Source organism: Pseudoalteromonas sp. S408, from assembly GCF_005886645.1.
Lineage (GTDB): Bacteria > Pseudomonadota > Gammaproteobacteria > Enterobacterales > Alteromonadaceae > Pseudoalteromonas.
Genome location: NZ_PNDY01000011.1, coordinates 167,166 through 192,450, shown reverse-complemented (window position 1 = coordinate 192,450; position 25,285 = coordinate 167,166). Strand labels below are relative to the sequence as shown.

Genomic DNA, 25,285 nt, shown 5'->3' with positions numbered 1-25,285 from the left:
TCGTTCCTCAACATTTTTGCAAACAATTTTTAGCCCCTTATTGGGGCGTTGAGGCTGTAGAATTACTCTTTTTAGAAACATATCCTACTATACAAAACTGATTGTTTTTCAACCTTGAAACCACAGGGTTGCTGTGATCTAATAGATATTATTCACCTACGGTAAATTGTTATGGCCAACTACAAGCCTGACTTATCCTGCCAAAATAAATTCATTCCCATCAATTTCGCTGAGCAAATTTTGCCAGGTACCTTTGAGTATGCGCTTTGTTATATTGTTGAAAATAAACTCGATTTAACGGGGTTTGATGCATGGTACAACAACGATAAAACGTGTGCTGCGGCGTATCCGCCCACGGTCATGTTAAAGATTATTTTACTCGGTTATGCGCATGGGTTAATAAGTAGCCGCCGAATAGCCAAGGCCTGTGAGAACAATATTCTGTTCATGAGTGTGACAGGGATATTCAGCCGCATTACACATCAATAGCGGGTTTCGTAGCCAAAATGCACGAACAGATTGAGCTACTATTTACGCAAGTATTGATGATATGTGATGAAGAAGGCTTGATAGGCCGTAACCTATTTGCCATTGATGGGTGTAAATTGAAATCGAATGCGAGCAAAGAGTGGAGCGGCACATTTGATGAACTAGGCCGCAAACAAGAAAAACTAGAGCGCGCAAGTAAACGCATCATTGAACGCCATCAAGCCCAAGATGGCCTAGGTGAAGAGCTTGTCACTCACGACTTAAAGCAAAAAGAAAAACTCGAAAAAAGCGCCGCTAAAATCACGGCGTTTCTAGCCACCCATCAAGAGAAAACAGGCAGTAAAGGCAAGCCAGTTAAAAGTAATATCACCGACCCAGACAGCGCAAAAATGACGACCTCCAAAGGCACCATTCAAGGCTACAATGGCATTGCGATAAATGACGACAAGCACCAAATTATACTGCAAGCACACGCATGGGGCTCAGTGGGCGAGCAACAAACACTCCAGCCAGCCGTTGAGCAATTAAAACAACAACTTGATAAATTAAACACCGATAAAATCACAGACGAACGGACAATTAAGTTCACCGCAGACAGTGGATTTAACAGCGAAGCAAACCTAGAGTTTATGGCGCAAAGTGGCTTTGATACATACATAGCCGATAATCAGTTTAGAAAACGAAATCCGCGATTTAAAGCCAGCGAAACCTATGAAACAGAGCAAGAAAAACGCCGATTAAAACGCAGAAAAGGCAAGCCTCGGTTATTTACCTCAAACGACTTCCACTATGATGAAGTAACCCAAACCTGCCGCTGCCCCGCAGGCAAAGATATGTGGCGAAGCGGAGTTAATGTAAACAGCCACAACCAACAATACACCCGATTCTGCGGTTACTTAAGAGACTGTAAAGTATGCCCACTGCAACAGCAGTGCATGCGAAAGCCACCGATAAAAACGGGGCGACAAGTTCAGTTTATAAATAATGAATCGCGTAAAAAGCTAAGCTACATCGACAAAATGAAGGTCAAAATAGACAGCCCGATGTGGCGACGACAGCTTTTTATTGAAGGAATGGCAAATGACTAGGTTGTATAGAGCCTGCTTTCCTTTAAATAAAAGGCGGAATATTACAGTGAATAAAGGCATGAATAAACTGACCTTACGGGGTCAAACGAAAGTGAATGCGCAATGGCAACTGTACTGCCTTGTTCATAACATAGAAAAGCTGCAAAACAGGCTGCATTAAAAAAGGGGAGCCCTTTTAAGCCAAAATGTGCCAATCAAGCACCTGTAACTCCCTCTAAAATAGCCATTAAAATAACCGTACATTCTCTTTTTCTATTTTACGTAAAATAGCGATAACTGATTGAATCAAAATAGGAACTCGGCTATGGTTGATTCATCAATAAAAATAACTTTAAAACGAGTTAACCTACAGGCTCGTTATGTATCAATCGTAGTGAGGATGTCTCCATCAAATTATCTATAAGAATTGCAGTTGTTCTATTCGCTCTGATTGGCTTTTCTGGTTCTGCTGCTCTGGGGTATTTTCTGCTAACTGGACACAAATCTACTGAGTTAGTTTCGAGTAACGAAATCAACCGTTTCAACGATAAATTGAGTGTGGACCGTAAGCACCCAATCAACGTTGCGATCCACTTTATCCAGTTTAGTGAAAGTAATCCTACCTCGGACTATGTCGATAACGTAGACACTGAGATCTCTATGTTGTCTGAAGCTGAGCGCTTCGAAGTTGCTGAAGTAGAGGTAGAACAAAGTGGTTTTTTAGATGACAGCCTATTCTATCGCGCTCACACCTTCACAATGACCAAAAGAAATGAGAAGTGGTACATTGGAAGTGTTAAAGTTACCTCTAAGTATTCGCATTAGAACATAACAAACTAATCCAGCCGACTCCACAACGTCGCCCTTTTTTTGCCAAAAAAACACAGCAAAAACGGGCCACATTACTCCGCGGCTGATTGGGGCGTTAGGCGACCATAATGTCTGGTTGTCGTCGACAAAACTATAAATGTCGCTATTTCGTCGTGTTTATTCTCTTGTAAGTTTGCCATAAATTGGTATCAAACAGCAAAAGAAAAAGTGATGAGTATTCAACAGCGTCGTTTAGATAAAGGATGGACTCAAGAAGAGCTTGCTCTTCATTCAGGCTTAAGTGCTCGTACTATTCAACGAGTCGAGAGTGGACAAAGTGTTGGTTCGGAATCTTTAAAGTGTCTTGCTGCTGTGTTTGAAACGTCAATTAACAATATAATTCAGGAGAAGAATATGAGCACAGTAAAGCATGAAGAAAAATTGGAACAGTTACAACTTAATGCAATGGAAATATCTGCAATTAAATATGGTAAGTCTTTATTTCAATCACCTAGAAAAGGTCATTCAGATCCTTTAACTAAAATTGAGCGTAAGGCTGTAGATTACGGGAAAAGTTTACTTAATAAATTTCACCAGTAGTAGGTTCGCCTAACAAACGCATCAACGCATGGACTAATAAAGCTTGGCTTGGTTCGTGCGTCACCAATTTTAGCCAAGCTCTATTAGCCTGCTATGCGGGCGATAACTTGCATAGGATAGCATGTACCAATTATCTGAAATTAGAGCCAAAGTCGAAGAGTTAGGAAAATTAATTGGGGCAAACCAGGATCAATTACCAACATACGGCAAAAGTCGTGATCTTGGTTACTCACATGTTGAGGTAGATAAACTCTCATATCATTTGGTTACCGTTGAGCGTGGGCAAGAGTTAGCAAGAAGATCAATGGCTGAATTTGATGAACTTTTGTTTTACATTTTCTTTGATGCTACTAGCGATATTGCGGGCAACTTCGAACTAAAAAATAGAATTGAAGGTCAAGATAGCAGGCGAATAGCTTTTTCAAAGCAAATTGAGTTAATGCATACTTTAAGCCCTGACTTCGGTAAAAAGGCAGAGCGATATCTTTCAAATGTGCTAGAAAAGTCCCCATACGACGATGAGCTTATACAGCTGCTTAAGGCAACTTAACAAGCAATCAGTTTGACGAATACAGTTTACTTTTTTACGTTATTCAACTTTTTAGATAGCAATTATGCCCAGTACAAAGGGATAATGTTTCAAGGATAAAATATGAGTATTGATTTTTCTAAATACAGTATTAAAGAGCTTCATGAGGCGTGGATATCGATTGATGATCGTGCATATCCAGATAGAGCTATAGAGATATATCAGCTATTGAAAGATCACGGGGAAGAAGCTCATATTGAGGTGGGGGATAGTACTTTGGATGAGATTGCCCATCACTTTTTTGGCCTTAATATTTCAGGAGGGATTTTTGGTGCGGAAGTGATGCTTGGAAATGACCTTGCTCGAATGAAAGAGCAAAGGGTGTTGTCACTCATTAAGGCCTCAGCTAGGAGGGAAGTCGAACAAGCCAATAACGAACTTTATTTTTAATTGGGTCTTTGTTTTTAAACACACTTACCGTTAAATTGCTCAAAGGCCTTATTTAGAACGCTTTATATTTATCTTGCGTATTTAGTATTATTAACGTCCTTATAAACTTTATTTGTTTTGTGAGTGCTTAAAGATTTTTATTTGCATAATTTTTTATTATGTCGCATAAACAAATTACCAAAAACAGGCCCGCGTTCTTATTTAGTTACTAAATATTAATAATACTATTAGGGTATCTATGCTCTGTTCATTTTTGTTTGGCTAAGCTGTTGTAACTAACTTCATAATAATAAAGTGCATTTGGTACTTATAAAGCAGGCAAATGAACAAATTAAAATCCTTGATTACACAATTTATTAATGCAATGCAAAAACGCCCGGGGTTATTGGCTGTTTTAGCTTTTTTATCGGGCGTTGCAAGTTATGTGCTTGTTGATAGAAAGGAGTCGTTTGCGCAGGTTGTTGCTGTTGTCTTACTTATAAGCTGGTTGTGGTTAATTGTAGATAATTGGCTGCGTGATAAAGTTGAAGAACGATTTGGTGTAAGCGTTTCACCCAATGTAACGCGTTTTGCATTACAAATGATTCAGCAAGAGAGTTTGTTTTTTGCACTGCCATTTTTTTTAGTTGTGACCCAGTGGGACCACCCTCAAGCAGTATTTACATCGCTGATTATATTGTGTGCGGTTGCATCAGTTATTGACCCGTTTTACTACAAAAAATTAGCTAAAAATAGAACGCTATTTACGGTGTATCATAATTTTGCTTTGTTTGTAGTTTTACTTGTTACATTGCCTATTTTGTTTAGCTTAACAACCAGCCAAAGTTTAGCTGCTGCGCTAGTTATAGCCGTGGTGTTAACATTACCTAGTCTTACTAATTTAATGCCTAATGCGCCGTGGTGGCGTTTACCTATCTTAGCGATTATTTTATTTAGTTTGAGTGCAGGCGTATGGCAATTAAAAAGCTTTGTACCACCGGCTGCTCTGCACTTAACAAGCATTGCATTAGCGCATGAGGTAAATGAGCAAAGTAAAAAACCGATAGGAAATATTAACACGTTAGATGTACGCTCCTTACATGCAAAAGGGCTTTATACATGGACAGCGGTTAAAGCACCACGAGGGCTAAACGAAAAGATATTTCATGTGTGGACACACAATAAAAAGCAGGTAGACAAAATAGCGCTTAATATCAGTGGAGGGCGTAAAAGTGGTTATAGAGCCTGGACACACAAAGTAAATTTTCCACATAACGCGGTAGGAAAGTGGCAAGTTAAGGTTATGACTGAATCAGGCCAGTTAATTGGTTTAACTAAATTTAGGGTGACGCCTTAAACCAAGTTAAATAAAAATGGGCTAAAGCATAAATAATTAATTGAGTCAGTGTGTATTAAAAAATTATTGTTAACTATCAAAGGGGTTGATAGGCTGTAGTGGTAAATTTATTATATTTATTAAGCAAGGAAGATCGATGAACAGTGATGTTTTAATACCTCATTTACCCGAACCAACAATTTCTGCTTTAGTTACAAAAATATATGTGACTGAGGGGCAACACGTAAAAAAAGATGACACATTACTTGATGTGGAAACGGACAAGATAGTACTCGAAATTGTTGCCACGGCTAACGGAGTTGTCACTAAGATAAATATAAATGAAGGTGAACAGGTTAGCTCAAATCAAGTGGTGATGCTGTTTGAATATGACGAAATATACGAGGTGTTAATACAAGCCCCTTTAAATGACAAACCAGAATTTCAAAATAACACCAGCAACACAGACCAAGTTAGCACCCATGATATTCAGAGCTTGGTCACTGAAACACCCATTCATAATGAAATAAAAAGTCTAGAGCCAACTATTGATGAACCCAAACAGGCTTGCTTGGTTAAACACAATGATACAACACAGACAAAATCTTCAATAGATGCAGGTGCAGAGCTATCTAACATAGCCAGCCCTAGTGATGAGAGTAAGGGAGTGTTTTATACGGTTGCTGTACTAGTGATAGGTATTGTTATTGGTGTAACAGCGAGCCGGTTTTTATTTAATTAGTGGAGTAAACGCCAAAAGCATGGACTTTTGGCGTTTTGATACAATTAGTTAGCTAATAACCATTCGCTTAACAAGCGTACACCATAGCCTGTACCGCCTGGTGATAGTTCGCCTTTGCCTTTTTTAACTAATGCATTTCCGGCAATATCAATATGAACCCAACGCGTTTCCCCTGCAAAATGCTCTAAAAATGTTGCTGCAGTGGTTGCGCCTGGCCCGCCAGAGCCTACGTTTGTTATGTCGGCTATGTCTGATTTAAGCATATCCTTGTAACCTAGTGGTAAACGCCATAGGTTTTCGTTTACCTGCTTACCAGCAAGTGTTAACTGATTTACGAGTGTGTCGTCTTTTGAGAACACGGCCGCATACTCGTTACCAACCGCACGAATTTTAGAACCGGTAAGCGTGGCTACATCAATCATTATGCTAGGGTTAAAGTGCTTACGTGCATACCACATTGCATCACTTAAAACTAAACGGCCTTCGGCGTCTGTGTTGAGTATTTCAACACTTAAACCTTCTGCGGTGCGAACAACATCGCCAGGGGCTACTGCAAACTGCGAAACCATATTTGCCGCCATGCCCATTACTGCTACAACGTTTTTGTCGGCTTTGGCCATGGCCATTGCTTTAACTGTTCCAAGCACTGCAGCAGCGCCTGCCATGTCCGATTTCATACGTGCGATAGACGCACCTGTTTTAATGCTATATCCGCCCGAGTCGAATGTTATTCCTTTACCTACCAGTGCAATAGGGTCGTCGTTAGAGCCTTTATAATGAGCAACTACCAAACGAGCACCCTGATCGCTTCCGCGGCCAACGGCCTCTAGTGCGCCCATACCAAGCTCTTTAAGTTGCTCTGGTTTTAAAATTGTAATGGTAACACCTAACGATTCAAGTTCTTTTGCGGCATTTGCAAAATCAACAGGCGTCATTTCGGTGGCGACTTCAGAGGTAAGGTCGCGTGCCAAAAATACACCTGCTTGAATACTTTCTAACTGTTTATACGTTGCAGTTGTTTTTTTTGTGCTGTCGACATCAAACGTGTAAGTCACTGTTTGTGTGTTGGGAGTTTGTTTGTATTTTTCAAAGCGATGATCTCGCAGGTTTGCACCGTGTGCAAAGTTTGCCGCAAGTAAATGGTTTGCATCTACACCCGTTACATCGTCAAATAGTACATTGGCGGTATCGGCTTTGTATTTAACTAACTGAGCGTGAATGTTTCCGCCTAGTTTAGCTATGCGAGCTTTGTTTAAGTCGTCTTGTTTGCCTGTGCCAACAACTAATATACGTTTGTAGTTACTGTTTAGTGGGGCAATAAGCTGTGCTGTTTTAGCGTATTTACCTTCAAAATTTTCAACGTCAATGATGCGTTGTAGCTGACCATTGAATTGTTTGTCGAGATTTTTAAATTGGTTGTTTTTTCCATCTTGGCTATAAAACACAATTAATGTGTGTGCGTCGCTGTCTACTTTAGAAGAAAACGAAAACTGTGCTGCTTGTGTATTTAAACTAGCGCTTAGCGCCAGTGTTAAGAGAGAGGCCTTAATTATGTGTTTCATTGTTCACCTAAGATTAATTTAAAACTGTTTTTTACCTATTTTTGCCTGTTTAGTTAAGTGAGATAAGCTGAAACGGCAATTAAGAGCGACGTATAACGGCATCAAAAATACGTTATAAATATGTTTGCATGTGAATGATACTAGGCTTAATGTAAAACATAGTGTTTACATGGAGTTATATTATGAAGTTTTTATTGTTCTTGGGTACTGTGCGTGAGAGCTCACCACCTAAACCAGTGCGTCTTGGAAATAGAGTAAGTAAAGCATGTTTATTTTGTTTCCAGTCACACTTTAGTGAACATGAATTTGAAATAATTGATGCGTTAGATTACCCAAACGATCCTGTATTCAAACCTCACTTTGCATATACACAGCAAAATGCACCGGCTAAACTTAACAATTTGGCCGATAAAATTAAATCTGCTGATGGCTACATAATGATCAGTCCAGAATATAATCACTCGATGAGCCCTGCATTAGCTGATCTACTCAATCATTTTGGTAGTTCACTGTTTTCATATAAACCCAGTGCTATTGTTTCTTATTCTGCTGGGCAGTGGGGTGGGGTTCGAGCTGCGATTAGTATGCGCACTTTTTTATCAGAACTTGGGGGTTTGCCAGTATCGTCGATGATTCATGTTCCAAAGGCACAGGATGTGTTTAACGAACTTGGTGAGTTTGCTACTGAAGATGACCAGACATCGTGGTTTAACTATTTTTCTCGTACATTTAATCAATTAATATGGTGGGCTGAAGCCGCTAAAATACAGGCTGAATGTAAAAACCCCCATAAATGATTGAAAGCTTTAAATCAGATCCCGCGCATCGAAATGCGCCTAAAGCAACTACTAATTAAGTTGTTGTAATTTCAATTGTTATATTTTTACTGTTAGGTTCATCAAAGAGTAGAGAAGCCGGTTAGGCGTAATGTAGCAAATAAGACCCCAATTTTACCGGTACTATATTTATATACAGTACCGGTGTAGCGTTAATAAATACTAGAACAATAAACTGAGTGTTAATCGCGTTGTTCTAGGTTCTATTGGGTGAAAGTGATTATCTTCAACGCCTTGTGCGGGCTCACCGGGTAAACGCGATGCGTAATAATAGTCTATATCGTGGTCGGTACTGTTGAAAAGATTAAGTAATTCAAAGTCTACTTTCCAATGGGTTTGCTTATAGCTTACTGAGCTATTAACAACCGTTAAAGGGTTTGATCGTTTATCTCCGTCGTCAGTTAATGTACGCTTGCCAATATGACGGACTCTAATTGATGATTGCCATTGTTCAGTTAAGTGCCAATTTAAACCAGCACTTGCTACAACAGGTACAGCGCCTTCTATATAATTATTATTGTCATTTATATCTAAGCGCGAATGTGTAAACGAGGCTTCTAAATCAATACTAAATTGGTCGTTAACCCAGTAATACGCACTCATTTCTAAGCCATAGCGTTTAGACGCATCACTGGGTTCTGTGTTACCAGCATCACCTACAAATAATAATTCTGAGTCGAGTGTTAGCCACCATAAAGCGGCGGATAAATTAAAGTTGCGATCATCGGCAAAACGCAAACCTACTTCAGCACCTTCACTTTTTACCAATAAATCTACTTGCTCAGCCAGCTCACCTGTAACTGGGTCAACATTAATTGTAGAGCCACGCGCATCATTTGAATGAAAAGATTGCCCCCAATTAGCATATGCGGCTAGTAAATCAGTAAAGCGATAATTTACACTCCCTTTAAAACTGACTAAATCATCGTTTGCTTTACCTGAGTTTGCACCAGTATTACTGGTCACGTTTGTATCAAAATAGTCGTACCTCACACCAGCAGTGGCCTCTAATTTTGGGGTAAATAAAAATTTAGATTCCCAAAAGCTTGAGTAGCTTGTTTGTTTTAGTGCGTCTTGCCTTACCGTGCTAAGTCGCTCTCTTGCTTGCGTGTTATAAAGTCCTACGTTATCTATGTTGTCGTGTCGAACCTCAATCCCTGTGGTGTGTTGCATGTTTATATCTGATGTTTTAGTTTCAAACTGATAGCTTATATTGGTGCCATAAATATTGCGGCTATCTTGCTGATTAAACTGATCGCCATTAATGGGATCATTTAAAAAATAGCTAAAATTTGAGTACAGGTTTAAATCGTAATTAATTACATATGCGCTGGCTTTAACATGTTCTCCTTGCCAATTACTTGATAGGCTATAACGGCTAGAGTTGCCCCCTAGTGTGGTATCAAGAGAACCTAATTGTGTTATTAAACTTTGCGAGACGGCACGCTGTGGAATTTGGTCTGCAGAATTCCATGTATTGTCGTATGCCATAGCACTTAGTGATAGGTCACCATTAAGGGCTGTACCAACATAGCGTAGCAGGGCATTTTTTTTATTTACGTCTTCGTTTATGTCATCCCACGGGCCGTCGTAGCCTTGCCATTCTGCTGCTGCAATAATTTTGCCTTTTGTTAAGTTAGTAGAGCCCAAGACAACAGCACGTTTATAGTTGTCATCTCCTATGCTGAGTTCTATTTGTTGATGCTTTAGATTGTCAGTCAATTTAAACTGTGCACTACCTGCGGATGAAAAGTCACCTTGGCTTGCGCTATAGGAGCCTTTTTTATAATTAATTGTGGAAATAGACTCAGGAATTATAAAGTTTAGGTCGGTATAGCCTTGGCCGTGGCCATGGCTTCGCATATTTATGGGTATACCGTCTATGCTGGTGGCAAAGTCGGTGCCATGGTCTAAATTAAACCCTCTAATAAAGTATTGGTTTGCCTTACCTGAACCACTGTGCTGAGTTACCGCCATACCGGGTATTAGCTCTAACATTTCGGCGCTTCTTAACATCGGCCGTTGGTCAATTTCACCTTGGCCAATAATACCGCTTGATGCACTGATGGCTTCGCCTATTAAGCCGTCTCGGTGGCCATATACAGTTAACTTTTCTATGTTTGCATGACCATAGCCGCTATATAATGTGCCGACAGTTAAAATTGCTAATGTTTTCATCCTTAAAGTTCCTATTTATTATGTTTGCTATTTAGTGCAGTAGAATTAAATACGGCTAAGTAAATCTATTGGATGCAACATTTAGTGTTTTAATTATTTAAATAAGGGCTTAAGTTTGTAATTTGAAAAACTACGTTGGCGCTATTGTAATATCGTTATATAAAACTAATAATCAGCGTGTTTTAAAAAATTCACCACACATCACTCTATTAGCGAGCCTGTATTGAAAGCCAAAGAAATTCGCAATTTTTACATTAACGAAGAGCAATCTGTGTATTTGCTGTCGCACCGCGATGCTAAAAAGCACCGTCAATGGCTTAACATTTGTATTAAACAATTAACGCTGCTTGGTTATAAAAATGTAGAAATGATAGGCTCTGGAGCCTTTGGCTTTGTATTTGCCGGTGAGGACGACAAAGGCTTACCTTGGGTTTTTAAGTTTTCACGTATTACACTTGCCCAAAGTGTACGTGATCGCCTTGAAGACGAGGCGTACATGCTGTCACAAATTGACAACCCACTGGTGCCTAAATTTTATGCCTTTGAGCGTATTAAAAAACAAGGTATTTTAATGATGGCGCGCGCCATGGGAGAAGACCTTGAAAAAGTGTCGCTTAAAGAGGGGCGATTTAGCGCGGCAAAAATAATGGCATTAGCCGTTAGGCTTCGAAATGTGTTACTTGATTTAAGTAACCATAAAAATGGTTTAAGCGCACAGCCCATAGTGCATGGTGATATAAAGCCTTCAAACTTGGTGTGGGATGCACAAACAGATGCTTTATCCTTAGTTGATTGGGGGAGTTCGGTGTATGCCCAGTTAGATAGTAAAGGTGAGCCTGTTGCCAGTAATTTTATGGATCTAATGTCGGGGGATTTAAGCACGACTAATGCGCGAATGGGGGATGTGTATTTTATAGGTGAAGCGCAAATGTCGGGTGAGCAATCGTCTCCAAGGTTTGATGAGCAGGGGGTTGCGGCTACTTTATATGCGTTAGCGTCTGCACAGTCTTGCCGATTTGGGGCGCAGGCGATTCCTGCAAGTTCTTTAGGGTTACCTAGAGAACTTGCTAAAGTTATAGACGGCATGCTCAGTAAATCTAAGGCAGTTCGTGATGCTGCTGGCGATTACTTTATGCGCAATATAACCACAATGGCTAAAGCTTACTTACCAGAGCTAAATTTAAAACAGCCCAAAGCTGCTATTCCATTTTGGTACGGTAGTGATGAAGCTCCAGATACGGTTGTATATAGCTCGCGCAAACAGTTTTTACGCCAAGCTGACCATAACCAGCAGCTCCTAGATGTAAACGATGCCCAGTTAGACCGATACTACAAAGAATTTTTATTTGATACTGGCGACACTGAAAAAGCATTTTTAGCCTCTATAAGCCGACTTGCAAAATATCCAGCCGTAGGCGGGCTTAGTTTTCATTGGAAAGATGAATCGTTATTTATTGAGTCTTCATTAATAATGCATGATGAGTCACTAGGCGATGCCTTCAGTGATGCAATAAATAATACCGTTATGTTAGCGCAAGCTATTAATCAAAAAGGGCTGTTTAAATGTTGTTTGTTTGACGCGCGTAAAACGATTCAATTAGAGCGAGACGGCACCGGCGCATTTAAGTTTGACAGCCTACCAGAACTTGATTATGAAGTGGTTAGCGTTAAAGCCAACGAAATAACACGACCTCACTCTTATTTTGAAGATGGGAAAGACCCTGATGAACAATTACAGTTACCTAAAAAAGTGATTAAATGTGTATTTGAGTTAAACCAAATACACCATACTGGGTGTATTATTTTTGAAGCCTTACCCGATAGAATGAAGATTCACCACTACTACAGGCTACTCGACTCTTCAAAAGAAGCTGATTTTAAACGTCTCTTAAACAAATTAATGCAATATGCTGTAAATATCACTGATGTAGGTGTTGCGGGCTTTATGAAACTTCCATACAAAAATACCCGCGAGTTTGAATTGTGTGCACAACAAGCAGAGCAATACTTTCCTAAAAACCCCAAACTTGTTTAAATGTAACTAAAATAATTTAATGTAAGGAGATAGCGGTTTTAGCTCAAATTGATGAACAAGTTGTTGCTGTTTATTGCTTGCTGTAATTTTATATGTTTGCTTAGTTTCGTCATGACTAAATAAATTAATATTAAATTTTATCTCTTCAAGTACTCTTGGTGTGTATCTACCCGTAATAGTAATTTGATCAACAATTTTGCTATTTACCGAATGCGCTAATTCTGGATTTAATAGTAAGCCGTCAATATTAAAACGATATTGCTGATCAGACATGTACACGTGCTGTTTAACTTGTTTACTAATGTGTTTACGGTATTTTGTAAACTCAGCGAGTGACATTAATCCATCGGTGTTATCGTCTGCTCCTTTTATTGATGACGCAGGGATAGAGAGCACTACAAATACATGGTTGTTTACTATGTTAAGTGTGCCATGCTGAGCAACCATTAAATGGGCATGTGCATTTTGCGATGCACTAAATAATAAACTAATTAAGCCGATGCTTTTGATTGATTTTAAAAGTCGCATAGTTCACAACGCACCTTTTACACATCGTTGAAAGAACGGGTAAGTGTCGGTTGCATAATAGTGATATATACCATCAGGGAATTCAGGGGTTACGCCAAAACGGCCATTACATTCATCTAGATCTCCAGAGCCTGCAACATATTCCCAGTCTTGCGCAAATGTACCTAGTGGGTAAATGTCGGTAGAGGGTCTATTAGCACTGACAGAGGTAACATGTTGATAACTACCAGTCATTACAACTAGGTTAGAGTTTGCATCAGTTGAATTTGAATAGCCATAACGTGCATAAATAGGAAAACCATCGGCCGCCCAACCTATTAAGGTCATTGTTGTTGCATTGCCGCCTAGCATGGTTATAAAGCCCTCTGGCATCCCATGGTAATGGTAGGTACCGTCCGGCTGAACATGCGCATTGTTACTATCTGTTCCAAAGCTAAACGTGGTTTGGCTTAAAGCTTCTATATTCCAGTTTCCGCTGTTATTGGCTAAATCGCAATTGTCACCTGAATCATCACAACTGCCACCTGTGCCCGCATCAATTTTAACGCCATTTAATACAAGTCCGGTTATACCGCGAGGACCGCCCATCAATGTGGCTGTTGAGGTTTGTATGGGTGTTAATGTAAAGCTTTCATTCACTGATTACTCAGCAATGGTGTTGGGGTTTGCAGGACTGGGAAAGGTGCCTACATCGTGGTCTGGTATCCCATTTGCAATTATGTCGCGTGTTGTTCCTGTGCATGTCCAATCAGCCGAGCTGGTAGTTTGTATAGAGTCACTATCATTATATTCACTATAAAAGTAATCGCATAAAACATTTTGTGTAGAACCATTTGTTTCTACATTACTATTGTCGCCAGTGGAATTGTCGGTTGCTATTTCCGTTTGCGTGCCGCTCTGCTCAGAACCACCACATGCAATCAACGTGGTAGTTATAATAAAACAGGTAATAATCTTTAACTGTTTAACCAAATTATTAGCGCTTAGGTTTAAATTTAACGTGTGCATTTTTTAATCTCACTATCTAAGATATTAAAATAATATTCTGAAATTGTGCAAACAGTGTGCAAATATAAATGAAGAATATGTAATTGAAGGGTATGTATAAAATGTTTTTACAACGTTTTATAATAAAAAGCAGTTAAAAGTAAGCAAGGGCAGGTGTGTTATATGGCTAAGTCAAAACCCATTGTTACATTACAAAGCTATGGTATTTATTCAACATGGGACAGTAGTAGCAAAGCGCTGCCACAAATTGAGCAATTTACTACCGATGTAATAGCTAAAATAGACGTAGAATTTGGGCTAATAATTAATATAAAAAAAGCAAAAGGTGAGAAATTACATTTTTGTATTTATCATCCGGATATACCTAATGAAGAGGGTGAGATAATGCCACCCTTCGAAGGTGTTGAATACGTAAAGGATAACGACTGGCAGTTTTATTTAGGCGACACGTTGTGGGAACCCATTCACAATAAACTCGGCCCTTGGCGCATGACCTTAACGCTTAATAATAAAATAATTGCAGATAAGACATTTAATGTTGAAATGGAAGCACAAAAAACAGAAATTGATTTTTGGAAAACCCGAGGTTACTAAATAGATTAGCTAACCGTGTTTAAAATAAATAACCCCTAGCTAGAGTTAGTGCATTTAATACCGCGGTTAGGTACTTTTCACAATAAAAACCAAGCAACGCTTGCTTACAAAAAAAAGCCAATGTAGATTGGCTTTTTGTGAAAGTATTTAACTAGGGCATGTTTATCTTTGATGGTTGAATTTGCAGCAGTGTGTTTGGTTTTTAGGCAAGGCAGAGCCTATGTAGTGTGTTACTTCCCATAAATAGGCGATAACGTAGCATAAATGCCAAACATGCGCTGCCCGTTGGGTTCTTTCTAGGGACGATAAACTCTTTGTTGCTCGGTTTTTACTTAGCCCACTAAGTTACAAACCTCGCGCCGCAATTTAATCGCCCCTAGATTGAACAAATTTTAATCCGCAAAGGTCAACACGCCCTAGAATTTAGTTACCCCAAGGGTTGCTTGCATTAGAACGTTGCTTACGATCACGGGCACGTTGTTTAGTTTCTTTCTTTTCTTTGATACGTTTTGCATCACTAAAACTTAGCTCACAGGGTTCACCTGGTTTATGATCCTCTGGGATCACTCTATCACGAGGAGGAAGCTCGTACTGAACATCGTCTGGCTTAGGTAAGTTTTTAAGGCGGTAAAGGTAAAAGTTGTCTACTTTTTCTTGAGCCCATTGGGTTTTACGCAAAAATTTTACTGCGGATTTAATATCTGGATTATTTTTAAAACAATTAAGCTGCAGGTATGCGTGTAGGAGTTCCCACCCATATTGCTCAACCAGCTCTTCAACCACTTGTTCTAATTTTACGCCTTGCAGTGGGTTATTACTGAAAAGTTCTTGGTTGCTCATAGGTGTTGCCTCGTTATTTAAATACAAACTGTATTATAAATTTAATAACGAGGCTTTAATAGGGGAAATAGCTTAACGTTGGCAATTAACTACAACACGGCCTCTAATTTTGCCTTCCATTAATAAGTTAGCGTTATCGATTACATTTTCTAAACTTATCTCAGTTGAAATTTTATCTAAATAGTCGGCTTTTACTAAAGTGGCTAATCTATTCCATGCTTCAACTCTATCCGCTTTTGGTCGCATTACACTATCAATACCAATTAACGATACACCACGTAATATAAATGGCGCAACTGATGCGGGTAAGTCCATACCTTGGGCAAGGCCACATGCGGTTACAACGCCTCCATATTTGAGTGATGCGCAAATATTAGCAAGCGTATGGCTGCCAACAGAATCAATAGCGGCAGCAAAGCGCTCTTTTTGTAATGGTTTGCCTGGGTTTGAAAGCTCATCTCTGTTAATTATTTCTGTTGCGCCGAGTTCTTTTAAATATTCGCTTTGATCAACTCGACCCGTGGCTGCGGTGACTTGATAACCAAGTTGATTAAGTAAATATATAGCAAAGCTACCAACGCCGCCGTTTGCCCCTGTAACTAAAATTTCACCAGCGTCTGGTGTAATGCCTTGCTTTTCAAGTGCTATAACGCTGAGCATAGCGGTATAACCCGCAGTACCAATTTGCATTGCTTGTTTTGGGCTAATAGCAGCAGGTAAAGGAATTAACCAGTCACTATTTAGCGCTGCTTTTTGTGCAAGGCCGCCCCAATGTTTTTCGCCAACACCAAAACCGTTTAAAATAACGTTATCGCCATTTTTAAATTCATTGCTGGTGGAGGTTGTAACAGTACCGACTAAATCTATACCTGGCACCATAGGAAAGCTTCTTACTACTGGCCCTTTACCTGTAATTGCTAAGCCGTCTTTATAGTTTAATGTGCTGTATAGGACATCTATTTGGGTGTTCTCTTCAGGTAAGTCATTTTCGTTAAGCTGCGATAAAGAAGCGCTATAATTATTATCTTCTTTATTAATAACAATGGCTTTAATTGGGTTATTCATAATATATCCTTTTAGACCGATCGTCTTTTAATTGGTAAATAAAAGTGCATTAAGTTAATAATGCACGTAAAAACATTTCAGTGTACAACGTAAGCGGTGTGCTTGATTTAGTGAGCTTTGCTCGCATTACTGCGCCTTCCCAACCAATCCAAAAGTACTCACTCATTAATTGTGTATTAACCGTTTTAGCAATTGTGCCTTGCTGTTTAGCTTGGTTTAAACATTTTTCAATTTGTATTTGCCAAGAGGTGTAGCTTTTCATTAATCGATCTTTAAATTCATCGCTTAAGTGATTTAGTTCTTGGTTTAAATTGCCAACTAAGCAACCGCGTTTGTAGTCGTACTTGCTCATGCCTTTAATGGCACTTTGAGTAAAATTGACTATTCGTTCAAGCGGTGGAGTATTTTGTTGCTCAAGGTAATGGCTTAGCTTTGCAATAAAGTAACTGTCGTAGGCATCGACTAAAGCAATGCCATAAGCTTCTTTACTTTTAAAGTAATGGTAAAAAGAACCTTTAGGTACCGAGGCTTTTTTTAATATTGTATCGAGTCCTGTAGCACTAAAGCCAAACTCAGTTAACGTTTCTAACCCCGTGCGTATAAGTAACGCTTTAGTATCGGCGTTATCTCTGGCTATTTTGGGTGGACGGCCACGTCTTACGGTTGTTGTATTTTTGTTCATTAAACTATATTAGACCGATCGGCTTTTAATGTGCAAGTATTAAATTCGTTTGTTTAAAAATAATAACGACTTTGTCTGATTATGTAACGCCTACTATTTGTGAAATTACATTTATATTTGAACTTCACTTATTTTTACTAGTCAATAATTGAGGTTAATACACAAATTGTGCGACTTAGTTAGTTATGATTTTAAATCGATGAGTAGGTTACATATCAGCGTGGTATGACCAGGTGAATTGTTTAAATGTTAATTCATTTTTGCATCAGCAGCTTAGTTAATGTCAAACAATTTAATTGCTTTTGTTATTTGAACTTTACATTTTTATTAACTATTCATTAATTGTAGATTTCACTTATGCTACAAAATATATAATTAAAAAAGGTGAGGATAATACCGATGAAGAGACAGAAAAGAGATCGTTTAGAAAGAGCTCATTCTCAAGGTTTCAAAGCAGGTTTAGCAGGTCGTTCTAAAGAGCTATGCCCTTATCAACAAATAGATCCAAAATCAGAGTGGTTAGGTGGATGGCGAGAAGCGATAGAAAATCGCAATATGTATAAAACCTAATTTATAAACAAATTAAAGCAAAAAGGCCTCCATATTGGAGGCCTTTTTGTATGCAGTTTCTGAAAGTAAAACTGTATATAAGTAGATTAAAAAGACGTGGTGTCTTGAAATAACCCTACTTTTAAATCTTTAGCTTCGTATATTACGCGACCATCGACTTCTACTGTACCGTCTGCAACGCCCATAAAGAGTTTACGTTTAATTACGCGTTTCATTTCAAGGCGGTACGTTACTTTTTTAGATGTTGGGAGTATTTGGCCTGTAAACTTAACTTCACCTACACCTAAAGCACGGCCAAGACCAGGACCACCTGACCAGCCAAGATAAAAACCGACAAGCTGCCACATCGCGTCAAGGCCTAAACATCCAGGCATCACCGGGTCACCCTTAAAGTGGCAATCAAAAAACCAAAGGCTCGGGTCAATATCAAGCTCAGCGATTATTTCGCCTTTACCGTGGCTTCCACCATCAGCATTTATAGAGGTAATGCGGTCCATCATTAACATGTTATCGCTAGGTAAACGACAATTGCCTTCACCAAACATTTCACCTTGACCACATAAGATCAGTTCTTCTTTTGTATAGCTGTTTTTAGGTTCCATAACTCATTATCTTCGCTTAGAAATTGCCAGTACTTTAGCGTACACTTGTACGCTAAACAACTCGGAGCAGTTAAATATCCACTATATTGCGTATTAAATCATCAATCAAACAATGGCTTGGCTTTTTGCTTTATAAAACCGCGCAATTACAATCAAAAATCATTATAATTACCGCTGTCTTATAACTAGTCTAAAGGAAGTTTATGATCCTTTTTGTTAATTCACTTACTGTGATAGATTTTTCTTACTTATGTAACGAACGCGGCGCCGTTGGCGAAAGCTGGATTGTTGATTTAACTTTGCACGGTAAACTTAATGATGAGTCGATGGTGTTGGACTTTGGATTAGTTAAAAAACAAATTAAAGGTATTATTGATGAATGTATTGATCACCGTTTAGCTATTCCTAATAGCATAAATGGTTCAGTGACAGAATTTGATGAGTATAAAACACTTGATTGTACCTTCGGTGAAAACCACCATTTAGCAATGAGTGCACCACATCAAGCCTATTGCATGATTGATGCTAATGAAATTAATGTAGAGTCGGTAACTGCATTTTTAGTTGATACTATTTTGCCTAAACTGCCTTCAAATATTGAAAAAATAGAGTTGGTACTAAAACCAGAACATAGCCAAAGCTTTTATTACCATTATAGCCATGGTCTTAAAAAGCACGATGGTAACTGCCAACGGATAATTCATGGTCATCGCTCTCAAATAGGTATTAGCCTAGATGGTATTTCTATGCCTCGTTTACAAAAAGAATGGGCTATGCAGTGGGAAGACATATACCTAGCAACAAGTGAAGACCAAATAACATCGGAAAGTTTAAAATATATTACTGCAAAAGCCGATGATGTTTGTTTTGCTTACACATCAGCTCAAGGTTATTTTGAAATGGCAATTAGTGAAGCACGCTGTGATATTTTACCTATTGATACAACCGTTGAATGTATTGCTGATTATATTGCTGGGCAAGTTAAAGCCAAATACCCTGAACAAAATGTAAAAATAACAGCGTATGAAGGGGTTGGCAAAGGAGCAATCAGTTATGCTTAAGTCACTTTTATCTACGTTGGTTGTCGCTTTAGTGAGTGTAAATTCGTTTGCTGTTGAACTAAAAGGGCACCTTACTCAAGGCGGTTTAGTGACCGGGAAGCTGAGTGATGTACAGTCTGTTAGTTTAAACGATACACAGTTAAAGCTGTCAGAAAATGGTGACTTTGTATTTGGTTTTGGTCGCGACGCAAAAGCAAATCATACACTTAGCTGGGTTGATGCAAATGGAAAAAAACATACTCAGGAATTAGTGATTACTAAACGTGATTACAACATTGACAAAATTACGGGCGTTGCAAAAAAGTATGTTTCTCCGCCTAAATCTGTAAGTGAGCGTATAAGCAGAGAAGCGGTTGCTGTGAGAAAAGCGCGTGCTGTGAATTCAGATCTTACCTTCTTTTTAGACCCTGTATTAAAACCAGCGCAAGGTAGAATATCTGGTGTTTATGGTAGCCAGCGATACTTTAATGGTGAACCACGTCGCCCTCATTTTGGCTTAGATATAGCAAACAAAACAGGTTCTCCGGTGTATGCACCCATTGGTGGCACCGTTGTATTTGCAGAACCTGATTTATATTATTCAGGCGGTACGCTTATTTTAGATCATGGCCATGGAATTACCTCTACTTACATTCATTTAAGTAAGCTAGATGTAAACGTAGGTGATAAAGTTAAACAAGGTAATAAAGTTGCTGAAATTGGTGCAACCGGCCGTGTAACTGGCCCGCATTTAGACTGGCGTTTTAACTGGAAGGGTGAACGCTTAGATCCGGGTTTATTAATGCAAGATACGTTAGCAAACAAAAAGTAGAGACTATGACAGACGTAAATCGCGATGCAATTATTGCTCAGCGTATAAAAGATTCAACTACATCAGTTACAAAAACAGTGTTTCCAGGGCGCACTAATCACCACAATACATTGTTTGGTGGTGATGCATTGGCATGGATGGACGAAGTTGCATTTATTGCTGCTACTCGTTTTTGCCGCAAGCCTTTGGTTACTATTTCGTCTGATAGGGTAGACTTTAAAGAAGCCATTCCTGCAGGTACATTTGCTGAACTAATAGCTAAAGTAGTGCATGTTGGTAATACGAGTTTAAAAGTAGACGTAGATATACTGTTAGAAACAATGCATAAAGATGATAAACACTCAGCAATAAGTGGTAGTTTTACGTTTGTTGCTGTAGATGATAATCATAGGCCAACCCCCGTAGTATGCGATAAAATGATTAACGGGTTTAAGTAAAAGCTATAAATAAAGATAAGCATCTATTAAGGTGCTTATTATTTTACACACAAAGAACACATCATACTAAATTTTGTTTTAAAGTTATCTTTGCATTAGCTATATTGATAAAGTAACTAATAACCAGGTAAGAGGGCTTATTAAGAAATAAACCCTATATGAATGATTTATAATGATTAAAGTACCATTGCTGCAATCCAGCCGAATATTAATAATGGAATATTAAAGTGTAAAAAGGTTGGCACAACCGAATCCCAAATATGTTCATGCAGACCATCAGCGTTTAAACCAGAGGTGGGTCCAAGTGTTGAGTCAGAAGCAGGGGAGCCTGCATCGCCTAAAGCGCCAGCAGTCCCTACAAGTGCAGCAGTTGCCATCACTGAAAAGCCAAGTTCTAAACACAAGGGAACAAATAAAGTTGCAATAATTGGTACCGTTGAAAAAGAACTACCGATTCCCATTGTGATTAGCAAACCTACTAATAAAATTACCGCCGCGGCAATGGGTTTATTTCCATCAAATAAATTTGCGCCGCTGTTAACTAAGCTTTGTACATCACCCGTCGCTTGCATAACCGATGCAAAGCCTTGGGCCGATATCATAATAAAACCAATCATGGCCATCATGGCAACGCCTTTGCTAAATACGTCGCCATTTTCTTCCCATTTAACAATACCAAATAGGCTAAATATCATGACACCTACCAAGCCGCCAAGTATCATTGAACCACTAATATTTTGTGCAATTAATGAAGTGAGCACAGCGAATAATCCAACCACCATTACTTTTTTAGGATTTTTGATAGGCTCAGCTTTGCTCTGATTATTCATCGTGCTCGCTGTATAATGTCGTTTCTTTTTATACGTGACAAACACAGCAATCAGTAGGCCAATAAACATACCTAACGCGGGAATAAGCATTGCGATGGGTACACTGGTATTTACAATTTCAAGTCCATTATCTATAAGGTTTTTATGTAAAATCGAGTATAAATATATCCCACCAAAGCCATATGGCAACACCATGTAAGACGTTGCTAAACCAAATGTTAAAATGCATGCAATAGCGCGTCTATCCAGTTTTAATTTATTAAATACAACTAATAAAGGCGGAATTAAAATAGGGATAAATGCTATGTGAACAGGCACTAAGTTTTGTGAAGAGATAGCGCAGGCTAAAATAATCATCAAAATAAAATAACTCAATAATGTTTGGCTTCCTTCACTCTTGGCATCAACCTTGGCTAAGAGTTTTTCAGCCAATATGCGAGTTAGTCCAGACTTTGATATTGCCACTGCAAACGCGCCTAACATGGCATAGCTCAGTGCAATTTCTGCGCCTGCGGATAAACCTGAATTAAACGCATCTAAACTTTGTTTTATTCCTAAGCCAGCAGTTAATCCTGCCACTATAGCGGATAAAGTCATTGCCACAATCACATTGACACGAACTAAGGTAAGCGCAAGCATTAAAATAACGCCAACAACAACAGCATTCATAGTTTTCTCTATTTTGAACTTTTAATTAATTTTATCAGATCTTTAGCTTGGGTTTTGCGCTCTTTGGTAAATGGTTTGTTAGCATAGCGACTGTTTTCAAACAAATGTTTAAATTCTATTAGCTCTTTAGAGGCGCTTGGCTTTTTCTTTGCCATAAACTCAAGTTGTTGTGATGGACTGAGAGAGTCGGTCGATGTAATATTTTTTTTATTTCCCCAATGCAAAATCTCGTTATACGCTTTAACAATGGGTGGCAGTTTAGCCGTTTTTGTTTTTGGCCAGTTTAAGTAAATAAAATAAACAGCAAAACAGAGTGCTGCGGTTATTAATACAAACAACGGAACCAACCAACTTGTTTTATTACCGAATAGCGACTTTAAAAAATCATTTTGTTTTTCTTGATCAAAACCAAGTACCCAGCTTGACCATTGATAATCTAATTGCTCGAGTTCCAGCCTTAACCAGTTTATTGCGGCAAAGTTACTTAAGCTGACTAAGCCAAAGTCTAAATTATTTTTAAACTCTTCGTTTAACTCTTGGTTTTGAGAAAGCGATCCATTTAATCGCTCTGGAGCAACAACCGCCGTGGCATCAAAAATAGTCCAGCCTTTATTTTGTAAATAAACTTCTACCCAAGCATGGGCGTCGTATTGGCGAACAGTGAGCGTATTGTTGTCGTTATTATATTCACCACCTAAATAACCACTCACTACACGAGCAGGAATACCTGCAGATCTAAATATATACGCAGCAGCACTGGCATAATGACCGCAAAAGCCACGTTTATTTTCAAATAAAAATTGATCAAGAGTGTTATTGCCCGACATTGGGGTAGGGGTTAACGTATAGGTGAAATTTTGCTCTACGAAGTAATTAAGTAACGCGTTATAAAATGTTTGTTCATTACTTACTTGCTCTTTTAACTGCATGGCAAGTTTATTAGTTTTAATATTTTGCTTAAAGCCTAAATAAGTGTACCTGTTTTGCTCAAACTCATTGAGGGGATTCACTGAAAATTGATAGCTTGCTACATTGTATTGCAGGCTTTTGGCTTGATAACTTTGTTTTCTGAGCAAACCAAGCGCATTAGCGTCTACATTTTTACTGTTACTAGTTGAGTAGGTTAATCCATAAAGCCACTTTTGTGTTGCAGGCTCTGCAATGACTGAGTAGTTGGCAATAAGCGTGTTTTGCTCGGTTGCTAAATTTTGATTTGATTGTTGATTATTATATTTTAAAAAGTCAGACGTAAGCCATGCATTACCATTAAATTCATCATGAATAATTGCACGCCAATAGTAAGGCGTTAGAGGAGGTTGTTTACTAAACGTTGCTCTAAAAACAAGTTCATCTGAGTTAGATAATTTAGCAATATCAAAAGGGTCGACTTGTTCAGAAAGTCCAGTTTTAGCTAGTTTTGGGCCGGGCAACTGCCAAAAAGCAGGCATTTTTGGTAAAAACAAAAGTAGAAATATGGCCAGCGGTAATGCCATTAATAACAATTTTGAGCTTTGTTTAGCGCTTATTTTTAGATTATGTTTAGACTCAAGTAGTCCAAGAACAGCAAAGTTTAATATATATAAGCCACTTACCGTTAACGTAGTTACTATTGTTTGGCTAAATAAATAAACAGAAGACAAAGAGAAAAACGTCAGTGTGGTTATAACATGATAGTGCTTTTTGTTTTTTGCTTGTAGTAATTTAAATAAACTTGATAACAAAAGCATAGCAACAAACAGTATTACAGTATCGGACATTCCGATTGTAAATACCATTAAGCCCAATGCGCCTGCGGCAAGTATATTTGCCAGCCATGCATTAGGCTTTGCTATGTTTTTTCCTGTTATAAATGCATTCCAAAGGCATAACCCAGCCAACACACTAATAAATGGAAGCGGCAAGTGGGATGTAAAAAATATAACTAAGCAGGCGTAAATAAAACATAACGATAAATTAATTACTTTTTCGTTTTTAAGTTCAATCATTATTATCACCAGCAAAAGAACTTAAGCTTTCTAAACATTGTTGCTTATGTGCTTGCCCAGTGTTGATGTTAATTAATGTGTTTGGCAATTTTAACATGAAAGGGGTGTTGTGTTCAGTGGCTTCACACACTAAATAACATAGCTGACTTAAACGTTGCTCAGTGGCGCCAGTCATTAGATTAAAATCAAATAATGCATTCGTTGTTTTAAAATCAACAAAGTCTTTTACTAATAATTGTTTGGTTTTGGCATAGTGCTTCCAAGATATTCTGTTTAAGCCCATTTCAGGCTGATGAATTAATAGGTTTTCGAATTCTTCTGTACCAGGCTTTTTTGCCATTCCATTTTGTGCGTATTCGTCTTGCGAAGAAATATGCGCATCACTAAGCACATATTCGTGGGCTGGGTAAACATAGGTTTTAGTTTGTATTTGTAAGTAGCTCCACACAGATACCAAACCAAAAGGATAATTACTGGCTATTTTTATTCGTTGGAGTTCATAACTGCCTCGGTTTTCATAAGGAAGTGGCAAACTACTACTAATCGACTTATTTGAAATTGTGTCGTAATGAGTATGTGCTTTTAGGTCATTGTTGTAGGTAATAGAAACCGACTGACATATAGAGTTACTTTGTAAACTCAATTTTAAAATTGGCTTTTGCGGAGAAAAGCTCGGCAATACTTTATCAAAAGTAACTGTTAACCCTTTTGCGTTGCTGTACCCCATAAAAACAGCCAGTACAATGACTACAAACATTAAATAAGACATTACCAAAATTAAATTATTTTGATAGTTAATACCCATTACAAAATTTAAAATAGCAACAATAACAAAATACCACCCTAAGGAAGACGGCAGTACATAAATTGTATTGTGTTCAAGCGTAATAGAATTTTTAAGGTGTTTGTTTTTTAGAAACTTTTCAAAAATTATCCGTTTAAAAGATGTAAATAAACTAACTCGTTTTGCTTTTTTAGCTGGCATAAAGG

Annotated in this window: 22 protein-coding genes and 3 pseudogenes; 14 read left to right on the top strand and 11 right to left on the bottom strand. The window is 38.4% G+C overall.

Features of this window, described 5'->3' with window-relative positions; all coding sequences use genetic code 11:
* The first annotated feature begins 171 nt into the window (after window positions 1-171).
* From CWB62_RS18855 to CWB62_RS10700, 7 genes and pseudogenes are all read left to right on the top strand, one after another.
* Window positions 172-1,737, top strand: a pseudogene (locus CWB62_RS18855) (transposase).
* Window positions 1,738-2,114: 377 nt separating this feature from the next.
* On the top strand, window positions 2,115-2,381 hold the full coding sequence (locus CWB62_RS10725; RefSeq protein WP_138527704.1) for a hypothetical protein: 267 nt from the start codon (window positions 2,115-2,117) through the stop codon (window positions 2,379-2,381).
* Between the two features lie 216 nt (window positions 2,382-2,597).
* The gene (locus tag CWB62_RS10720) at window positions 2,598-2,966 is read left to right on the top strand and encodes a helix-turn-helix domain-containing protein (RefSeq protein WP_138527702.1); all 369 of its coding nucleotides are present in this window, start codon (window positions 2,598-2,600) and stop codon (window positions 2,964-2,966) included.
* Between the two features lie 121 nt (window positions 2,967-3,087).
* Window positions 3,088-3,516: an Imm63 family immunity protein gene (locus tag CWB62_RS10715; protein WP_138527700.1), complete on the top strand. Its 429-nt coding sequence runs from the start codon at window positions 3,088-3,090 to the stop codon at window positions 3,514-3,516.
* 102 nt (window positions 3,517-3,618) lie between these two features.
* On the top strand, window positions 3,619-3,945 hold the full coding sequence (locus CWB62_RS10710) for a hypothetical protein (protein ID WP_138527698.1): 327 nt from the start codon (window positions 3,619-3,621) through the stop codon (window positions 3,943-3,945).
* 322 nt (window positions 3,946-4,267) lie between these two features.
* Entirely contained in the window at window positions 4,268-5,281 is a 1,014-nt protein-coding gene (locus CWB62_RS10705; RefSeq protein ID WP_138527696.1) for a DUF5924 family protein, read from the top strand.
* A 136-nt stretch (window positions 5,282-5,417) separates the two neighbouring features.
* On the top strand, window positions 5,418-6,002 hold the full coding sequence (locus tag CWB62_RS10700) for a lipoyl domain-containing protein (protein WP_138527694.1): 585 nt from the start codon (window positions 5,418-5,420) through the stop codon (window positions 6,000-6,002).
* Window positions 6,003-6,046: 44 nt separating this feature from the next.
* On the opposite strand, the gene CWB62_RS10695 is transcribed toward CWB62_RS10700, so the two are convergent.
* Window positions 6,047-7,564: a leucyl aminopeptidase gene (locus CWB62_RS10695; RefSeq protein ID WP_138527692.1), complete on the bottom strand. Its 1,518-nt coding sequence runs from the start codon at window positions 7,562-7,564 to the stop codon at window positions 6,047-6,049.
* Between the two features lie 182 nt (window positions 7,565-7,746).
* Between CWB62_RS10695 and CWB62_RS10690 the strand changes: the two are divergent.
* A pseudogene (locus CWB62_RS10690) lies at window positions 7,747-8,420 on the top strand (NADPH-dependent FMN reductase).
* A 142-nt stretch (window positions 8,421-8,562) separates the two neighbouring features.
* Here the strand turns inward: CWB62_RS10690 and CWB62_RS10685 are convergent.
* Window positions 8,563-10,578, bottom strand: a complete 2,016-nt coding sequence (locus tag CWB62_RS10685; RefSeq protein WP_138527690.1) for a TonB-dependent receptor — start codon at window positions 10,576-10,578, stop codon at window positions 8,563-8,565.
* A gap of 223 nt (window positions 10,579-10,801) precedes the next feature.
* Here CWB62_RS10685 and CWB62_RS10680 point away from each other — a divergent pair, with 223 nt between their 5' ends.
* Window positions 10,802-12,613, top strand: a complete 1,812-nt coding sequence (locus tag CWB62_RS10680; protein ID WP_138527688.1) for a protein kinase domain-containing protein — start codon at window positions 10,802-10,804, stop codon at window positions 12,611-12,613.
* 6 nt (window positions 12,614-12,619) lie between these two features.
* Here CWB62_RS10680 and CWB62_RS10675 read toward each other — a convergent pair whose 3' ends face one another.
* The gene (locus CWB62_RS10675) at window positions 12,620-13,141 is read right to left on the bottom strand and encodes a hypothetical protein (RefSeq protein WP_138527686.1); all 522 of its coding nucleotides are present in this window, start codon (window positions 13,139-13,141) and stop codon (window positions 12,620-12,622) included.
* Between the two features lie 3 nt (window positions 13,142-13,144).
* Window positions 13,145-14,149: pseudogene (locus CWB62_RS10670) on the bottom strand (YHYH protein).
* Window positions 14,150-14,311: 162 nt separating this feature from the next.
* On the opposite strand from CWB62_RS10670, the gene CWB62_RS10665 reads away from it, so the two are divergent.
* Window positions 14,312-14,743 (top strand): DUF3859 domain-containing protein, encoded by a 432-nt coding sequence (locus CWB62_RS10665; protein WP_138527684.1) that lies wholly within the window; start codon window positions 14,312-14,314, stop codon window positions 14,741-14,743.
* A gap of 423 nt (window positions 14,744-15,166) precedes the next feature.
* Here the strand turns inward: CWB62_RS10665 and CWB62_RS10660 are convergent, their stop codons facing one another.
* The 3 genes from CWB62_RS10660 to acuR all read right to left on the bottom strand — a co-directional run bounded on the left by CWB62_RS10660 (window position 15,167) and on the right by acuR (window position 17,330).
* On the bottom strand, window positions 15,167-15,583 hold the full coding sequence (locus CWB62_RS10660) for a VF530 family protein (protein WP_058403995.1): 417 nt from the start codon (window positions 15,581-15,583) through the stop codon (window positions 15,167-15,169).
* A gap of 72 nt (window positions 15,584-15,655) precedes the next feature.
* The gene (gene acuI, locus CWB62_RS10655) at window positions 15,656-16,648 is read right to left on the bottom strand and encodes an acrylyl-CoA reductase (NADPH) (protein ID WP_138527682.1); all 993 of its coding nucleotides are present in this window, start codon (window positions 16,646-16,648) and stop codon (window positions 15,656-15,658) included.
* Between the two features lie 49 nt (window positions 16,649-16,697).
* Entirely contained in the window at window positions 16,698-17,330 is a 633-nt protein-coding gene (gene acuR / locus CWB62_RS10650; protein ID WP_058403997.1) for an acrylate utilization transcriptional regulator AcuR, read from the bottom strand.
* 399 nt (window positions 17,331-17,729) lie between these two features.
* On the opposite strand from acuR, the gene rmf reads away from it, so the two are divergent.
* Window positions 17,730-17,900, top strand: coding sequence for a ribosome modulation factor (rmf, locus tag CWB62_RS10645; RefSeq protein ID WP_004586522.1), 171 nt, complete (start codon window positions 17,730-17,732; stop codon window positions 17,898-17,900).
* A gap of 86 nt (window positions 17,901-17,986) precedes the next feature.
* Here rmf and fabA read toward each other — a convergent pair whose 3' ends face one another.
* Window positions 17,987-18,502: a bifunctional 3-hydroxydecanoyl-ACP dehydratase/trans-2-decenoyl-ACP isomerase gene (gene fabA / locus CWB62_RS10640; protein ID WP_058403998.1), complete on the bottom strand. Its 516-nt coding sequence runs from the start codon at window positions 18,500-18,502 to the stop codon at window positions 17,987-17,989.
* Between the two features lie 203 nt (window positions 18,503-18,705).
* Between fabA and CWB62_RS10635 the strand changes: the two genes are divergently transcribed.
* From CWB62_RS10635 to CWB62_RS10625, 3 genes are read left to right on the top strand one after another with little or no spacing between them, the layout of a single operon-like run.
* Window positions 18,706-19,563: a 6-carboxytetrahydropterin synthase gene (locus CWB62_RS10635; protein WP_138527680.1), complete on the top strand. Its 858-nt coding sequence runs from the start codon at window positions 18,706-18,708 to the stop codon at window positions 19,561-19,563.
* A complete protein-coding gene (locus CWB62_RS10630) occupies window positions 19,556-20,374 on the top strand; it encodes a M23 family metallopeptidase (RefSeq protein ID WP_138527678.1) in 819 nt (272 codons plus the stop codon). The genes CWB62_RS10635 and CWB62_RS10630 overlap by 8 nt, the downstream gene beginning before the upstream one ends.
* 5 nt (window positions 20,375-20,379) lie before the next feature.
* Window positions 20,380-20,811, top strand: coding sequence for an acyl-CoA thioesterase (locus CWB62_RS10625; RefSeq protein ID WP_058404001.1), 432 nt, complete (start codon window positions 20,380-20,382; stop codon window positions 20,809-20,811).
* A gap of 176 nt (window positions 20,812-20,987) precedes the next feature.
* Here CWB62_RS10625 and CWB62_RS10620 read toward each other — a convergent pair whose 3' ends face one another.
* The 3 genes from CWB62_RS10620 to CWB62_RS10610 are packed head-to-tail and all read right to left on the bottom strand — an operon-like array spanning window position 20,988 to window position 25,280.
* Complete coding sequence (locus CWB62_RS10620; RefSeq protein ID WP_138527676.1) at window positions 20,988-22,310, bottom strand: Na+/H+ antiporter family protein; 1,323 nt, start codon at window positions 22,308-22,310, stop codon at window positions 20,988-20,990.
* A gap of 8 nt (window positions 22,311-22,318) precedes the next feature.
* Entirely contained in the window at window positions 22,319-24,295 is a 1,977-nt protein-coding gene (locus CWB62_RS10615; RefSeq protein WP_138527674.1) for a transglutaminase TgpA family protein, read from the bottom strand.
* Window positions 24,288-25,280 (bottom strand): DUF58 domain-containing protein, encoded by a 993-nt coding sequence (locus CWB62_RS10610; RefSeq protein WP_138527672.1) that lies wholly within the window; start codon window positions 25,278-25,280, stop codon window positions 24,288-24,290. Before CWB62_RS10610 ends, CWB62_RS10615 begins: the two co-directional genes overlap by 8 nt.
* Window positions 25,281-25,285: the final 5 nt, after the last annotated feature.

Coding starts and splice junctions, on each gene's coding strand:
- CWB62_RS10720 (WP_138527702.1), top strand. CDS start 2,598: ATGAGTATTCAACAGCGTCGTTTAGATAAAGGATGGACTCAAGAAGAG.
- CWB62_RS10715 (WP_138527700.1), top strand. CDS start 3,088: ATGTACCAATTATCTGAAATTAGAGCCAAAGTCGAAGAGTTAGGAAAA.
- CWB62_RS10710 (WP_138527698.1), top strand. CDS start 3,619: ATGAGTATTGATTTTTCTAAATACAGTATTAAAGAGCTTCATGAGGCG.
- CWB62_RS10705 (WP_138527696.1), top strand. CDS start 4,268: ATGAACAAATTAAAATCCTTGATTACACAATTTATTAATGCAATGCAA.
- CWB62_RS10700 (WP_138527694.1), top strand. CDS start 5,418: ATGAACAGTGATGTTTTAATACCTCATTTACCCGAACCAACAATTTCT.
- CWB62_RS10695 (WP_138527692.1), bottom strand. CDS start 7,564: ATGAAACACATAATTAAGGCCTCTCTCTTAACACTGGCGCTAAGCGCT.
- CWB62_RS10685 (WP_138527690.1), bottom strand. CDS start 10,578: ATGAAAACATTAGCAATTTTAACTGTCGGCACATTATATAGCGGCTAT.
- CWB62_RS10675 (WP_138527686.1), bottom strand. CDS start 13,141: ATGCGACTTTTAAAATCAATCAAAAGCATCGGCTTAATTAGTTTATTA.
- CWB62_RS10665 (WP_138527684.1), top strand. CDS start 14,312: ATGGCTAAGTCAAAACCCATTGTTACATTACAAAGCTATGGTATTTAT.
- CWB62_RS10660 (WP_058403995.1), bottom strand. CDS start 15,583: ATGAGCAACCAAGAACTTTTCAGTAATAACCCACTGCAAGGCGTAAAA.
- acuI (WP_138527682.1), bottom strand. CDS start 16,648: ATGAATAACCCAATTAAAGCCATTGTTATTAATAAAGAAGATAATAAT.
- acuR (WP_058403997.1), bottom strand. CDS start 17,330: ATGAACAAAAATACAACAACCGTAAGACGTGGCCGTCCACCCAAAATA.
- rmf (WP_004586522.1), top strand. CDS start 17,730: ATGAAGAGACAGAAAAGAGATCGTTTAGAAAGAGCTCATTCTCAAGGT.
- fabA (WP_058403998.1), bottom strand. CDS start 18,502: ATGGAACCTAAAAACAGCTATACAAAAGAAGAACTGATCTTATGTGGT.
- CWB62_RS10635 (WP_138527680.1), top strand. CDS start 18,706: ATGATCCTTTTTGTTAATTCACTTACTGTGATAGATTTTTCTTACTTA.
- CWB62_RS10630 (WP_138527678.1), top strand. CDS start 19,556: ATGCTTAAGTCACTTTTATCTACGTTGGTTGTCGCTTTAGTGAGTGTA.
- CWB62_RS10625 (WP_058404001.1), top strand. CDS start 20,380: ATGACAGACGTAAATCGCGATGCAATTATTGCTCAGCGTATAAAAGAT.
- CWB62_RS10620 (WP_138527676.1), bottom strand. CDS start 22,310: ATGAATGCTGTTGTTGTTGGCGTTATTTTAATGCTTGCGCTTACCTTA.
- CWB62_RS10615 (WP_138527674.1), bottom strand. CDS start 24,295: ATGATTGAACTTAAAAACGAAAAAGTAATTAATTTATCGTTATGTTTT.
- CWB62_RS10610 (WP_138527672.1), bottom strand. CDS start 25,280: ATGCCAGCTAAAAAAGCAAAACGAGTTAGTTTATTTACATCTTTTAAA.